Source organism: Streptomyces sp. NPDC050549 (assembly GCF_040655035.1).
Classification (GTDB): Bacteria; Actinomycetota; Actinomycetes; order Streptomycetales; family Streptomycetaceae; genus Streptomyces.
Genome location: NZ_JBFAJD010000025.1, coordinates 62,623 through 75,822, shown reverse-complemented (window position 1 = coordinate 75,822; position 13,200 = coordinate 62,623). Strand labels below are relative to the sequence as shown.

11 protein-coding genes and 1 pseudogene are annotated in these 13,200 nt (G+C 71.2%); 3 read left to right on the top strand and 9 right to left on the bottom strand.

Annotated features, from left to right (window positions below; genetic code table 11):
* The first annotated feature begins 17 nt into the window (after window positions 1-17).
* Window positions 18-1,529, top strand: a complete 1,512-nt coding sequence (locus tag AB0I51_RS30935; protein ID WP_362980768.1) for an APC family permease — start codon at window positions 18-20, stop codon at window positions 1,527-1,529.
* Window positions 1,530-1,635: 106 nt separating this feature from the next.
* Here the strand turns inward: AB0I51_RS30935 and AB0I51_RS30930 are convergent, their stop codons facing one another.
* A complete protein-coding gene (locus AB0I51_RS30930; RefSeq protein WP_362980766.1) occupies window positions 1,636-2,133 on the bottom strand; it encodes a MarR family transcriptional regulator in 498 nt (165 codons plus the stop codon).
* Window positions 2,134-2,206: 73 nt separating this feature from the next.
* Here AB0I51_RS30930 and AB0I51_RS30925 point away from each other — a divergent pair, with 73 nt between their 5' ends.
* Both AB0I51_RS30925 and AB0I51_RS30920 read left to right on the top strand, forming a co-directional pair.
* Entirely contained in the window at window positions 2,207-3,094 is an 888-nt protein-coding gene (locus AB0I51_RS30925) for an ABC transporter ATP-binding protein (RefSeq protein ID WP_362980764.1), read from the top strand.
* Window positions 3,091-4,701 carry an ABC transporter permease gene (locus tag AB0I51_RS30920; RefSeq protein WP_362980762.1) on the top strand — a complete coding sequence of 537 codons (1,611 nt, stop codon included), beginning with the start codon at window positions 3,091-3,093 and terminating at the stop codon, window positions 4,699-4,701. The genes AB0I51_RS30925 and AB0I51_RS30920 overlap by 4 nt, the downstream gene beginning before the upstream one ends.
* Before the next feature lie 85 nt (window positions 4,702-4,786).
* On the opposite strand, the gene AB0I51_RS30915 is transcribed toward AB0I51_RS30920, so the two are convergent.
* The 8 genes and pseudogenes from AB0I51_RS30915 to AB0I51_RS30880 form a co-directional block, all read right to left on the bottom strand.
* Window positions 4,787-5,992 carry a cytochrome P450 gene (locus AB0I51_RS30915; protein ID WP_362980760.1) on the bottom strand — a complete coding sequence of 402 codons (1,206 nt, stop codon included), beginning with the start codon at window positions 5,990-5,992 and terminating at the stop codon, window positions 4,787-4,789.
* 80 nt (window positions 5,993-6,072) lie between these two features.
* A pseudogene (locus AB0I51_RS30910) lies at window positions 6,073-6,342 on the bottom strand (RICIN domain-containing protein); the annotation flags it as partial.
* 286 nt (window positions 6,343-6,628) lie between these two features.
* Entirely contained in the window at window positions 6,629-7,297 is a 669-nt protein-coding gene (locus AB0I51_RS30905; RefSeq protein WP_362980758.1) for a response regulator transcription factor, read from the bottom strand.
* On the bottom strand, window positions 7,294-8,607 hold the full coding sequence (locus AB0I51_RS30900) for a histidine kinase (RefSeq protein WP_362980865.1): 1,314 nt from the start codon (window positions 8,605-8,607) through the stop codon (window positions 7,294-7,296). The genes AB0I51_RS30905 and AB0I51_RS30900 overlap by 4 nt, the downstream gene beginning before the upstream one ends.
* 150 nt (window positions 8,608-8,757) lie before the next feature.
* Entirely contained in the window at window positions 8,758-9,435 is a 678-nt protein-coding gene (locus tag AB0I51_RS30895) for a response regulator transcription factor (protein ID WP_362980754.1), read from the bottom strand.
* The gene (locus tag AB0I51_RS30890; RefSeq protein ID WP_362980752.1) at window positions 9,432-10,817 is read right to left on the bottom strand and encodes a sensor histidine kinase; all 1,386 of its coding nucleotides are present in this window, start codon (window positions 10,815-10,817) and stop codon (window positions 9,432-9,434) included. Before AB0I51_RS30890 ends, AB0I51_RS30895 begins: the two co-directional genes overlap by 4 nt.
* A 10-nt stretch (window positions 10,818-10,827) precedes the next feature.
* Window positions 10,828-12,018, bottom strand: a complete 1,191-nt coding sequence (locus AB0I51_RS30885) for an acyltransferase (protein WP_362980750.1) — start codon at window positions 12,016-12,018, stop codon at window positions 10,828-10,830.
* On the bottom strand, window positions 12,011-13,072 hold the full coding sequence (locus AB0I51_RS30880; RefSeq protein ID WP_362980748.1) for an alpha/beta hydrolase: 1,062 nt from the start codon (window positions 13,070-13,072) through the stop codon (window positions 12,011-12,013). The genes AB0I51_RS30885 and AB0I51_RS30880 overlap by 8 nt, the downstream gene beginning before the upstream one ends.
* Between the last annotated feature and the right edge of the window lie 128 nt (window positions 13,073-13,200).

Below are 13,200 nucleotides of genomic sequence, written 5' to 3'. Positions count from 1 at the left end.
GGAGAGGAGCCATCCCGATGGCAGTGGACGAAGGAATCGCCCCCGCGGCGAACACAAGCGAGGACGGCGCCGTTCACCGGCTCAAGCCCAACGCCATCGGCCTGCTGGGCGTGGTCTTCATGGCCGTCGCGACCGCCGCCCCGATCACCGCGATGACGGGCAACGTGCCCTTCATGGTCTCGTCCGGCAACGGCATAGGCGCCCCGGCGAGCTATCTCGTCGCAATGGTCGTCCTGGCAATCTTTTCCGTCGGCTTCACCTCGATGGCCAAGCACATCACCTCGACGGGCGCGTTCTACGGCTTCATCTCCTACGGCCTCGGCCGCACCGTCGGCCTCGCCTCCGGCCTCCTCGCCACCTTCGCGTACGTCGTGTTCGAGCCGGCCCTGATCGGCATCTTCTCGACCTTCGCCACCGGAACCTTCAAGGACCAGACGGGACTTGACATCCCGTGGTGGGTCTTCGCGCTGGTGATGCTGGCCGTCAACGCGACGGGCACCTGGTTCGGCGTCTCGGTCGCGGAGAAGCTGCTCGTCGTCCTCCTCGGCACGGAGGTGACCGTCCTCGCCGCGATGGCGATCTCGGTCGCCCTGCACGGCGGCGGCCCGCACGGCTTCACCTTCGGCCCGGTCAACCCGGTCAACGCGTTCAAGGGCACGAGCGCGGGTCTCGGCCTCTTCTTCGCCTTCTGGTCCTGGGTCGGCTTCGAGTCGACGGCCATGTACGGCGAGGAGTCCCGCGACCCCAAGAAGATCATCCCCAAGGCCACGATGATCTCGGTCCTCGGCGTCGGCGTCTTCTACGTCTTCGTCTCCTGGATGGCCATCATCGGCAACGGCGAGACGGAGGCCGTCAAGGTCGCCTCCTCGGCGAACCCGCTCGCCCTCTTCTTCAACCCCACCGAGCACTACGTCGGCCACTGGGCGGTCGACCTCATGCAGTGGCTGATGATCACCGGCTCGCTCGCCTGCGGCATGGCCTTCCACAACTGCGCCAGCCGCTACATGTACGCGCTGGGCCGCGAAGGCGTCCTCCCCTCCCTCAAGAACACCATCGGCCGCACCCACGCCAAGCACGGCTCCCCGCACATCGCGGGCTTCGTGCAGACCGTGATCAGCGCCGTCCTGATCGTCGCGTTCTGGGCCACGAGCAAGGACCCGGCCAACGCCCTCTACGTCCTGCTCGCCATCCTCGGCACCATGGCGATCCTGGTCGTACAGGCGGTGTGCTCGTTCGCGGTGCTGGCCTACTTCCGCACCCACCACCCCGAGAGCCGCCACTGGTTCAAGACCTTCACCGCTCCGCTCCTCGGCGGCATCGCGATGCTCGCGGTGGTACTGCTCCTGGTCTCCAACATGAGTGTGGCGGCGGGCTCGGAGTCCGACTCACTGCTCCTGAAGGCAACGCCCTGGCTGGTAGCCCTGGTCGCGGCGACGGGCATCGGCTACGCCCAGTACCTGAAGCGCCGGTCGCCCGAGCGCTATGCCCTGCTCGGCCGCACGGTGCTCGAAGAAACCAAGGAGCGCTGAGGTTCCTTCAGGGGCGCGGGGAACTGCGCGACCGGCCCACCACCGGGCCGCAGGCGAGTGCGGACCTGCGGGAGCGTCGTGCCCGGTCGCGCAGTTCCCCACGCCCTTAGGCAGTTCCACCGAAACGCGTTTCCCGGTGCACCCTCCACCGCTCCATCATCGCCGCGATCTCCCCGTCCACGAACTCGAAGAAGGCGAGGGTCTCGGCCATACGACGCCCCGCAGGTGTGTCCGCGCCAAGGCTGGCAACCCCCTCGCTCAGAGCCGCCTCCCACCGTTTGAGAACTGCCTCGCGATTGGTGAGCGCCTCGTACCACTGGTTGCCCTGCACCCGGTACCGCTCGCGCCGCGAACCCGGCTCACGCTCCCGCGACACCATGTGCTGCTGCGCCAGATAACGCACCCCACCAGACACCGCAGCCGGACTGATCCGCAGCTGCTCCCCCAGCTCGACGGAGGTCATCGCGCCCTCGTCCGAGGAGAGCAGCGCGGCGAAGATCCGCGCGGGCATGCGCTGCATCCCGGCCTCGACAAGCTGCGCCGCGAAGGACTCGACGAACTTCGACACGGACTCCGCGTCCCGCCCACCGGTTGTATCCGTCATGGACCCACCCTACCCACGCTTCATACACTTCCTTAACTTCACAAATTTCTGAACGTAGCGTACGTTCGGCTTCATGACGAAGGCAATCACCGTCTCCGGACTGCACAAGTCGTTCGGCAGGACACATGCCCTCGCCGGCCTCGACCTGGACGTCGAGACCGGCGAGGTGCACGGCTTCCTCGGCCCCAACGGCTCCGGCAAGTCCACGACCATCCGCGTGCTGCTCGGCCTGCTGCACGCCGACTCGGGCACCGCCCGGCTCCTGGACCGGGACCCCTGGGCCGACGCCGTCGAACTGCACCGCCGGGTCGCCTACGTCCCCGGCGACGTGACGCTGTGGCGCAACCTGTCCGGCGGCGAAGTCATCGACCTCTACGGCAAGTTGCGCGGCGGCCTCGACAGGTCCCGCCGCGCCGACCTGATCGACCGCTTCGAACTCGACCCCACCAAGAAGGGCCGCACGTACTCCAAGGGCAACCGCCAGAAGGTCGCCCTCGTCGCCGCGTTCGCCTCGGACGTCGACCTGCTGATCCTGGACGAACCGACCTCGGGCCTCGACCCGCTGATGGAGGAGGTCTTCCAGCGCTGCGTCGAGGAGGAACGCGAACGGGGCCGGACGATCCTCCTCTCCTCCCACATCCTCAGCGAGGTCGAGGAGTTGTGCGACCGGGTGAGCATCATCCGCAAGGGCCGCACGGTGGAGAGCGGTTCACTGGCCGACCTGCGCCATCTCACCCGCACCAGCGTGAGCGCCGAACTCACCGGTGAGCCCAACGGGTTGGCGTCCCTGCCCGGCGTGCACGACCTCGACGTACAGGGCCATCGCGTCCGCCTCCAGGTCGAGGCGGACCAACTCAACGCCGTACTGCGATCGTTGAGCGACACGGGCGTACGGTCGCTCACCTCGAAGCCACCGACGCTGGAGGAACTGTTCCTGCGCCACTACCAGGAGACGGAATGACCGCCACCGCGCTCCCCACGCGCACCGGCACCGGCGCCTCGCGCCAACTCGCGGGCACGGGCGCCCTGTTGCGCTTCAACCTGCGCCGCGACCGCGTGGTGATCCCGACCTGGGTGGCGGTCACGGGCCTGCTGGTGCTGTCGCTGCCCGGCTCCCTGAAGAGCGTCTACTCCACCCCCGCCGAACGCGCCGACATCGCCCGCCAGATGCTCACCAACAGTTCGCTGCGCGCCACCTACGGCCCGGTGTTCAGCGACTCCCTGGGCGGCCTCACCGCCTGGCGCATCGGCGGCTACGCCGCGATCCTCGCCGGAATCATGAGCCTGGTGGTCGTGGTACGGCACACACGGGACGAGGAGGAGAGCGGCCGACAGGAACTGGTCTCGTCGGCGATGGTGGGCCGCAGCGCACCCCTGACGGCGGCCCTGCTGACGGCGTTCGTCGCCAACTCCGCACTGGCGCTGCTGATCACGGGCGGGATGGCCGGGCAGGGGGCGGGAGGCGCACTGGCGCTCGGCCTCGGTATCGGCGGAGTGGGCATGGTGTTCGCGACGCTCGCGGCGATCGTCGCGCAGTTCACGGACAGCGGCCGACTGGCGAAGGGCCTGACCGGCGGCCTGGTGGGTGCGGCGTTCGTCCTCCGCGCCGTGGGCGACTCGACAGCCGACGACGGTTCGTCGCCCGCGACTTGGCTCTCCCCGATCGGCTGGCTGGAGAACCTGCGCCCGTTCGCGTCCGAACGCTGGTGGGTACTGGCCCTGTTCGCGGCGGCGGCACTCCTGCAGGGCTTCGCGGCCTACGAGTTGGCCGGCCGCCGGGACGTCGGCATGAGCTTCCTGCCCGCCCGCCCGGGACCGGCCGACGGACGGCTCGGCACGGCGGGCGCACTGGCCTGGCGCCTCCAGAGGGGTGCCGTACTGGGCTGGAGCCTGGGCTTCTTCGCTGCCGGGGTCGCCTTCGGCGGCATCACCAAGGGCGCCGCGGACCTGGTCGGCGACAACGCGAAGACCCGCGAGATCATCGAGCGGATGGGCGGCCAGTCCGGCATCGAGGACGCGTTCCTGGCCACGATGGTCGGCATGTTCGGCATGCTGGCCGCGCTCTACGCCGTCTCGTCGGTCCTGCGGCTGCACAGCGAGGAGACCGGCGGGCGCGCCGAACCCGTCCTGGCGAACGCGGTGGGCCGCCTGCGCTGGGCGGCCGGCCACCTGACGATCGCCTTCGCGGGCGCGGCCCTGATCATGCTCCTGAGCGGCCTGGGCCTCACTCTCGGCTACGGCGCCGAACCGGGCCCGATCCTGACCGCCACGCTGGTCCAGCTCCCGGCGATCTGGACCCTGGGCGCCCTGGCGGTCCTCCTCCACGGCCTCTCCCCACGCCTGTCCCCACTGTCCTGGGCGGCGGCCGGCCTCGCCCTCCTCCTCGGCTGGATCGGCCCGGCGCTGAACCTCCCCCAGGCGGTCCTGGACATCTCCCCCTTCGGCCACCTGCCGAAGCTGCCGGGCGGTGACATGGCCTGGGGGCCGGTGGCCGTGCTCACCGGGATCGCCGCCGCCCTGGTCGCCGTAGGACTGGCGGGCCTGCGGCGACGCGACCTCACGACCTGACCGACGGCACGGAAACCTCCGGCCGGCCCGGAACCCCGCAAGACCGGACCCGCCACCCGACACAGGCGCCGACCAGCCGTCCGCGTCAAACCGTGACGCTCAGTCCCTCCAGCCCCCGGATCACGAAGTTCGGCTTGCGGACCGGGTCCGCCGCCAGGGTGAGCGTGGGGGCCCGTTCCAGCAACGCCCGCATGGAGGCGGCCAGTTCGATACGGGCCAGGGGCGCGCCGATGCAGTAGTGGATGCCCGCGCTGAAGCTGATGTGCGGGTTGTCGGCGCGGGCGAGGTCCAGGCGCTCCGGGGACGCGAAGACGTCCGGGTCGTGGTTGGCGGAGCCGAACAGCATCGCGATCTCCGCACCCCTCGGGATCACCGTGCCGTCGATCTCGATCTCGTCCAGCACCCAGCGTTCGAAGAGCTGGAGCGGGGTGTCGTAGCGCATCAACTCCTCGACGGCGGACGGGATCAGCGAGTGGTCCGCGCGCAGGGCCGCCAGCTGGCCGGGGTTGCGGAACAGCGCCCACCACCCGTTGACCGTGGCGTTCACCGTCGCCTCGTGTCCCGCGTTGAGCAGCAGTACGGCGGTGGAGATCAGCTCCTGCTCGGTGAGGCGGTCGTCGTCCTCGTCGTGGGCCGCGATCATGCCGGAGATGAGGTCGTCACCGGGTTCCTTGCGCCGGGCCGCGATCAACTCGCGTAGATACGAGGAGAATTCGTTCGAGGCGCGGACCGCCCTGGCCGCCGTGTCCTGCGACGGACTCAGCTCGTACATCCCGCAGATGTCCGCCGACCAGGGGCGCAGCGGGGCGCGGTCCGACTCCGGGATACCGAGCATCTCCGCGATCACCGCGACGGGGAGGGGCTCGGCCACCTCCGTGAGGAGGTCGCCGCCACCCCGGGCCACCAGGCCGTCCACCAGCTCACCGGCCAACCGGCTGACGTACGGCTTGAGTTGCTCGACCGTGCGCGGGGTGAACGCCTTGGAGACCAGGCGCCGGATGCGGGTGTGGTCCGGGGGCTCCAGGTCGAGCATCCCGTGGTCGTTGAGGGTGTGGAACGGCTCGTGCTCGGGCGGGGGTGCCGTACGGCCGAAGTCCTCGTGGGTGAAGCGGTGCTGGTAGGTGCGGCCCAGGCGGCGGTCGCGCAGGAGTGCCGAGACGTCCGCGTGCCGGGGCACCAGCCACTGGTCGGTGGGCTCGTAGTGGTGCACCCGACCCCGCGCACGCAGCTCGGCATAGGCGGGGTACGGGTCGGTGACGAACGCGGGGTCCCAGGGGTCAAAGGCTGCCATGCACGGACGCTAGCCCGGCTCGCCCCCCTCTGACCAGGGGGGACTCGCGGGTTGGGCAAGGTCCACCCCTGCCAGGTGTTCTATCCGCAGTTGCGGACGTCGATGCCGGTGTGCTCGCTCTGGTCACCGTTGTTCTGGATGCCGAGGCACTGGTTGTTGACCTCGGTGCGCAGCCGGCCGCCGTCCTTGAACCAGCGCTGGTTGGCCGGACCGTGGCAGTCGCCGACCGCCTGCACCGCCGCGTTCACCTCGCCGTTCTTGACGTCGAGACACTGCTGTTCGGCGCCGTTGACCAGCACCTTTCCGTTCCTCCAGTACCAGAGCCGGTTGCCGGTGCCGTCGTTGCACCGCCTCGACGTTGTCGCCGTTGGTCGCGAGGCACTTGCCGTTCAGGTGCGTGGTGATCTGGAAGTACTGCGAGAGACCCGCCGAGGCCCGAACCGGCGGGGTGCCGGCGAGCAGGGGAAGAGCCGTGAGGGCGAGCGCGGTCACATCGCGCTCCAGATGATTGATCATGGCTCTGATGCAGCGGGATCCCGGCTCCCGACGACAGGCCGGGGCACGGCCGTTCACCCGACCGGCCGCACGGATTCACCGCAGGAACGATCAACATACGGCGGTGCCGCCTGCTGCCTCCTACCCCGGCGTCACCAGCCGCGCCTCGTACGCGAACACCGCCGCCTGCGTACGATCCCGCAGCCCCAGCTTCACCAGGACACGGCTGACATGGGTCTTGATCGTCGACTCGGCGACCACCAGCCGCTCGGCGATCTCCACGTTCGAGAGCCCCTGGGCGATGAGGACCAGCACCTCCGTCTCCCGCTCGGTCAGGTCTCCGTACGCCGCCTGCTGTGCCGTCGGCATGAGACGGGGTGAGTCGGACAGCTTCGAGAACTCCGTGATCAGCCGCTTGGTCACGGAGGGGGCCAGCAGTGCCTCGCCGGCCGCCACCACCCTTACCCCGTCGGCGAGTTGGCGTGCCGAGGCGTCCTTGAGCAGGAAGCCGGAGGCTCCCGCGCGCAGCGCCTGGTACACGTACTCGTCGAGGTCGAAGGTGGTGAGCACCAGCACCTTCGCCGCACCGTCCGCCGCGACGATCTCCCGGGTCGCCTCGATGCCGTTCATCTCGGGCATGCGGATGTCCATCAGGACGACGTCCGGGGCCAGTTCACGCACCCGCTCGACCGCGTCCCGTCCGTTCACCGCCTCGCCGACGACCTCGATGTCCGGCATCGCGCCCAACAGGACGGAGAAGCCCTCGCGCACCATCATCTGGTCGTCCGCGATCAGCACACGGATCGTCATGCCTCACCTTCGCTCGCGCTCGGGACCGGCAGGAACACCGTCACCTCGTAGCCGCCGTCGTCCGCCGGGGCCGCCGTCATCTCGCCGTTCAGCATGGAGACCCGCTCCCGCATCCCCGTGATGCCGTGGCCCGCGCCGGGCGAGGGCTTCACCAGACTCGGCTCGGGCATCGGACCGTTGACTATCCGCAGGCCCAACCCGCCCAGCACATAACCGATCTCCACACGGGCGCTCGCACCGGGCGCGTGCCGCAGGGTGTTGCTCAACGCCTCCTGCACTATCCGGTACGCCGACAGCTCGACGCCCTGCGGGAGTTCACGCACCGCCCCCGTCACCGCCTTCTCGACGCTCAGGCCGGCGTCGCGCACATTGGCCAGCAGCGCGTCCATGTCGGCGAGGGTGGGCTGCGGGGCGTCCGGCGCCTCGTAGTCCTCCGCACGCACCACACCCAGGACACGGCGCAGCTCGGTCAGGGCCGCCACCGCGTTCTCCCGGATCGTGACGAACGCGCGCTCCAGCTCCGGCGGCGGGTTCTCCACCCGGTAGGGCGCGGCCTCCGCCTGGATGGCGACCACCGACATGTGGTGGGCCACCACGTCGTGCAGCTCACGGGCGATGGTCGTGCGCTCCTCCAGGAGGGTGCGCCGGGACCGCTCGTGCGCCGTCACCGTCTGCTGCGCGGTCACCTCCTGCTCGGCATCGTGGCGTATGTGGCGGACGGTGACGCCGAGCAGAACCACGGCGGAGAGGAACAGCATCTGCGCGCTGTTCGAACCGAAGGCGTGGCCGCCGGCGAAGCTGCTGGCGCCGATGCCGTAGACCGCCGTCAGCGCCCACATCCAGGCGGCCGTGCGCGGTCGGGTGCGTATCGCCACGATCGCGAGCACCGACAGATGGCAGACGAAGCTGCCGGTCCGCCACGGCCACTCGTCGTCGAACCCGGTCGCCAGGACGGTGGCGACCGGGGTCGCGGCCATGGACAGCCAGAACGCGCCGACCGGCCGCACCATGGTCAGCAGCACCGGCACCAGGGCGAGCAGGCCGAGGACGAGGTTGCCGCCCGCGCCGCGGGCCTCGTCGTTCGTCGCGATGAACATCGCGAGCAGGCCGACCGCGGTGATCAGGGCGTGCGGGCCCCAGGCCGCGTACTCCCGCGCCCGGCCCCTGAGGCGCCGGGTCAGCGGGCCGTCGGCGGTGGAGCGGGGCAACGGGCGGTAGGCGAAGGCGTCGTGGAACAGGTCCTGCCGCAGTCCGCGCAGGGCGCCCGCCGCGAGCCTGAACTCCGGGCTGCGCGGCTTGGCCCCGCCCATCGGCGGCAACTGCTGGGTCGTCTCGGTCACATTCAAAACGGTAGGCGGAGCGGTCCGTCGCCGTCGTCACCTGTGAGTCGGGTCTTCGCCCGTCCGTCTCAGGTACTACGGGTATGCCGGAGACCTGGCGGTGAACGGCCCTCAGCCGCCTCAGCGGCCCCCGCCCGGCCGCACCAGCCCCGACTCGTACGCGAACACCGCCGCCTGTGTGCGGTCCCTCAGCCCCAGCTTCACCAGGATGCGGCCGACATGGGTCTTCACGGTCTGTTCGGCGACGACCAGGTGCTCGGCGATCTCCGCGTTGGACAGGCCCTGCGCGATCAGTGCGAGCACCTCCGTCTCGCGTTCGGTGAGGTCGCCGACGCGTGATTTGAGAGGGGTGCGCGGTGTCCCGTTCAGCCGGGAGAACTCGGCGATCAGCCGGCGGGTGACGCCCGGCGCGAGCAGTGCGTCACCAGCGGCCACCACCCGTACCGCCTCGGCCAGTTGCTCCGCGGACGCGTCCTTCAGGAGGAAACCGGAGGCGCCGGCGCGCAGCGCCTCGTACACGTACTCGTCGAGGTCGAAGGTGGTGAGTACCAGGACCTTTATGTGCGGGGTCGCCTCCGTGATGCGGCGGGTGGCCTCGATGCCGCCGAGTTCGGGCATGCGGATGTCCATGAGGACGACGTCCGGGGCGAGTTCGGCCACCTTGGCCACCGCGTCCAGGCCGTCGACCGCCTGGCCGACCACCTCTATGCCGGGCTGGGCGTTCAGCAGCACGGTGAAGCCCTGGCGGACCATCTGCTGGTCGTCGGCGATGAGTACACGGATGGTGCCGCTCGTCATGGGGTCTCGTCTCCTGTCGGGAAGATGATCTCGGGGGCGGCGAGCCCGTCGGGGGCATCGGATCCGTCGGGGCTGTCCGGGCCATCGGGTCCGTCGGGAAGTGCCACGCCGTCCCTGGGGAGGAACGCGACGACCGCGAAGCCGCCCTGGAACGTTCTCGTCGCGGTCAGGTGGCCGCCCAGCATCGCCGCGCGCTCCCGCATGCCGAGCAGGCCGTGTCCGGCGCCCGGGGAGGGCGGGGCGGCCTGCTGCGGGCGGGAGTTGGTGACGATCAGCCGCAGTCCGTCGGGGTCGTGGGCGACCTCGACGGCGACGGTGGAACCGGGGGCGTGCCGCAGCGCGTTGCTCAGTGCCTCCTGGACGATCCGGTATGCCGACAGCTCCACGCCGGGTGCCAGCGGGCGCACCTCGCCCCTGACGTCGCCGCGCACGTCGAGACCGGCGGCCCTGGTGTTCTCGATCAGGGCGTCCAGGCGGTCGAGGGTGGGCTGCGGGGCGTCGGGGGCCGCGCCGGTGCCGGGGCCGCCCGGGGCGTAGGGGTCGTCGGGATACTCCGGGTTCTCCGAGCGGAGCACACCGAGGACCCGGCGCAGTTCGGCGAGAGCTTCGAGGGCGTTCTGTCTGATGCCGGCGAGGTTCTCCTTGAGTTCCTCCGACGGGTTCTCGACCAGGAGGGGCGCCACCTGGGCCTGGATGGAGATCACCGACATGTGGTGGGCGACCACGTCGTGCAGCTCGCGGGCGATACGGCTGCGCTCCTCCAGGAGTGTGCGGCGGTTGCGCTCCTCCGCCGTGATCGTGACCTGCTCCACGAGTTGGGTACGGGCCTCGCTGCGTCCGCGCAGGGCGGTGCCGATGAGGACGGCCACCGCGCAGACAACGACCGCGGCCACGCCCGTCGAGGAGTAGCTCCAGGCGCCGACGAGCCCCTGGATGACGAACGTCGTCACGGCGGTCGCGGCCAGCGCCGCGAGAGCTCTGCGGGTGGGCACACGCAGGGCCACGAGCAGTAGGACGACGGCCTGGACGATGACTTCGGTGGTGCTCCAGGGCCACCTCGGGGCGGGGATCAGGGCCGGGATGGGATCCATGGCGGCACGCGCCGCCAACGCCGTGACAGCCGTCGCGGCGAGGGACAGGGCCCAGGCGGGGACGGGCCGACGCAGGGCGAGGACGAGGGCGACGCCCTGCGCGAAACCGGCCAACACGCCCTGGAATACGCCCAGTCCGTACTCGCTCACCATCTCGTCCGTGCCGGTGAGGGAGAGGCCGAGAGCGGCGAGGGAGACGAGCACGTACGTGAGGTGGCGCAGCCGACGGTGCCTGGGGAACAGGATGGGCGCGGTGTGCGGGGACCCGGCGCCGTCGGCGGTTGCGTTCACCCGGTCAACCCTAGGCACGGTGAGGGCGCTTCGCTGCCGGGCGGGGCGGGTGGGTGTGGGCGCGGACGACCCGTGAGCGGCGTGACGGGCGGCGCCTCGGACCCTGTTCGTACATCCGGAACGCCGCCCAGCAGACCGTCAGCGCCAGCGCGAACACCGGGAGCCAGGCCAGTCGGGCCGCCACCCAGGTCAGGTCGTCGGGGCGGGTGTGCAGGCCGGGCAGACGGCCCAGGGGCAGGGTCGCGGCCGTGGTGGCCATCAGGGCCGTCTGGTGCCAGAGGAAGACCGTCATTGCCGAGAGGTTGACCAGGGCCACCGCCGACCAGGCGAGCGGCCGGCGCAATGCGTGGCGCAACCGGTCCCGGAGCAGCAGGGCCAGGCCGCACTGGGCGAGGCCGAAGGTGACGGCGGCCAGGGTCGGCGGGTCCAGGTTGGAGATCGTGGTGCCGGGGACGCCGACCATCGACGCCGGGTAGCCAGCCCACAGGACGAGTGCCGCCGTCGCCGTCGTACCGCCGGCCAGCAGGACCCAGCCCGCCCGGGCCCGGTCCAGCTCGCCGCGGGTCCAGGCCGCGCCGAGGGTGTAGGGCACGAGCCAGCCCGCCGCCACGTTGACCCAGCCGAGCCAGGACGGGCCGCCGAGCCCGAAACGGATCAGGTCCACGTGCAGTACGACGGCCAGCGGCCACAGCGGGTTGAGCCGGGTCAGCAGAGGAGTGGCCGCCGTCAGGCCCGCGAACACGACCAGGAACCACATCGGCGACAACGCCAGTTTGACCAGGGCGCGGACCGTGTCGAAGTCCGTGCCGGACAGGAGCAGCGCGGCGGCCGTCACGGTCCACACGACGAGGACCGCGGCGACCGGGGTGAACAGCCGGGACAGCCGGGCGGCCAGCCATTGTCCGTACGTCGTGCCCCGGGCGCGTGCGGAGGCGTAGCCCCGGGTCGCCACATGGCCGCCGACCAGGAAGAACACCGCCAGCGTCTGGAACACCCAGGAGATGGGCGCGAGCCACGGCATGTCCCGCAACGGGCTCGCCGTGCGCAGGGTGCCGCTGTCCGCGACCAGCGCGGTCACCAGCCAGTGGCCCAGGACGACTCCGAGGATCGCGATGGCACGCAGGGCGTCCACGGCACGGTCCCGGTCGGGCGGGGTCGCGGCGTCGAGGCGGACGGCTGCCCGCCGGAGGCGTTCACGCATGGGTCACCTCCGTGGTCTCGCCGAGGACGATCCGGGCGAGGTTGGCCAGGGAGGCCGAGCCCGGTGAGAAGTAGTCGCTGTGGCCGCCGTCGCCGGCCGCGAAGACGCGGGCGCCGAACTCCGGGGACACCGGATCGGTGCCGAAGCCGACGGTCGTGCCGAACAGGTCGGCGCGGACGTGCGGAACGTCCCCCACCCAGTCGTCGGCGCCGCGCGCCGCCCAGACGCGGGCCGGAGTACGCAGTCCCGCGACGGAGTCGGCGCCCGTGCCGGGGCTGCCGACGAGGACGAGGTCGGACACGTCCAGGCCGGCGGCGGCTCGCCCGCAGACGACGGTGCCGTACGAGTGGCAGAGCAGCGCGATCCGCGCCGTGCGGCCGGTGACGCTGCGCAGCTGCCGTATGAACTCCCGCAGATACGGGGCCGCTTGGTCCGCCCGGCCCGCGGTCAGCACCGTGGCGCTCACCGTGCGCGGGGTGTCGTAGCCGAGCCAGGACACGACCGCCGTACGGGAGTCCGGGGCGTCGTGGGTCAGTTGGCGGCGGAGGTTCAGCGCGGTGGCGCGGAAGCGGTCGTAGGTGTCGAGCGAGGTGTCCGAGCCCGGCACCAGGACGGCTATGCGGTCGGCGTGGGCCAGGTCGCCGAGGACCTCCGTCGCCAGGCCCGGTCCGCGGCCGTCGTAGGCGAGGAGGTGACGGGCCGGGTCGGCCATGGTGCGGTCCGCGGCGGCGCGGCGCTCGTCCCCGTCGGCGGCGGCCATGCGGGACGCCTCGGCGGCGTTGGCGCCGTTCGCCGCGTACGTCTCGTCCAACGTGGCCGGGGTGAGCGGCGCGAGCGCGGCCGGAGCGGGGGCGGGGATCTCGGGCCGGGCCGCGGCCGAGAGGGGAATCACGACGGCGCCCATGACGAGCGCGGCGAGGAGCGCGCGGTGCCAACCGCCTTTACGGCGGGGCTTGTTGCGGGCGCGTGGCGCCTCGGCCTCTCCCGCCGGGCCCCTCTCCACCGAGTCGGCCACCGCAGTACCGGTATCCGCTCGGGCCTCAACAACCCCCATGTCCGTCTCCCCTCCCGCTCCGCCCGCCGTCGGGCCGATCTGGAAGGGAAATTACGGATCCGCGGTCGTCGTCCGCGTCCCGCCAGGGAACTCACCTGCGCCGTAGCTCTGAGGTACTACGGGTATGA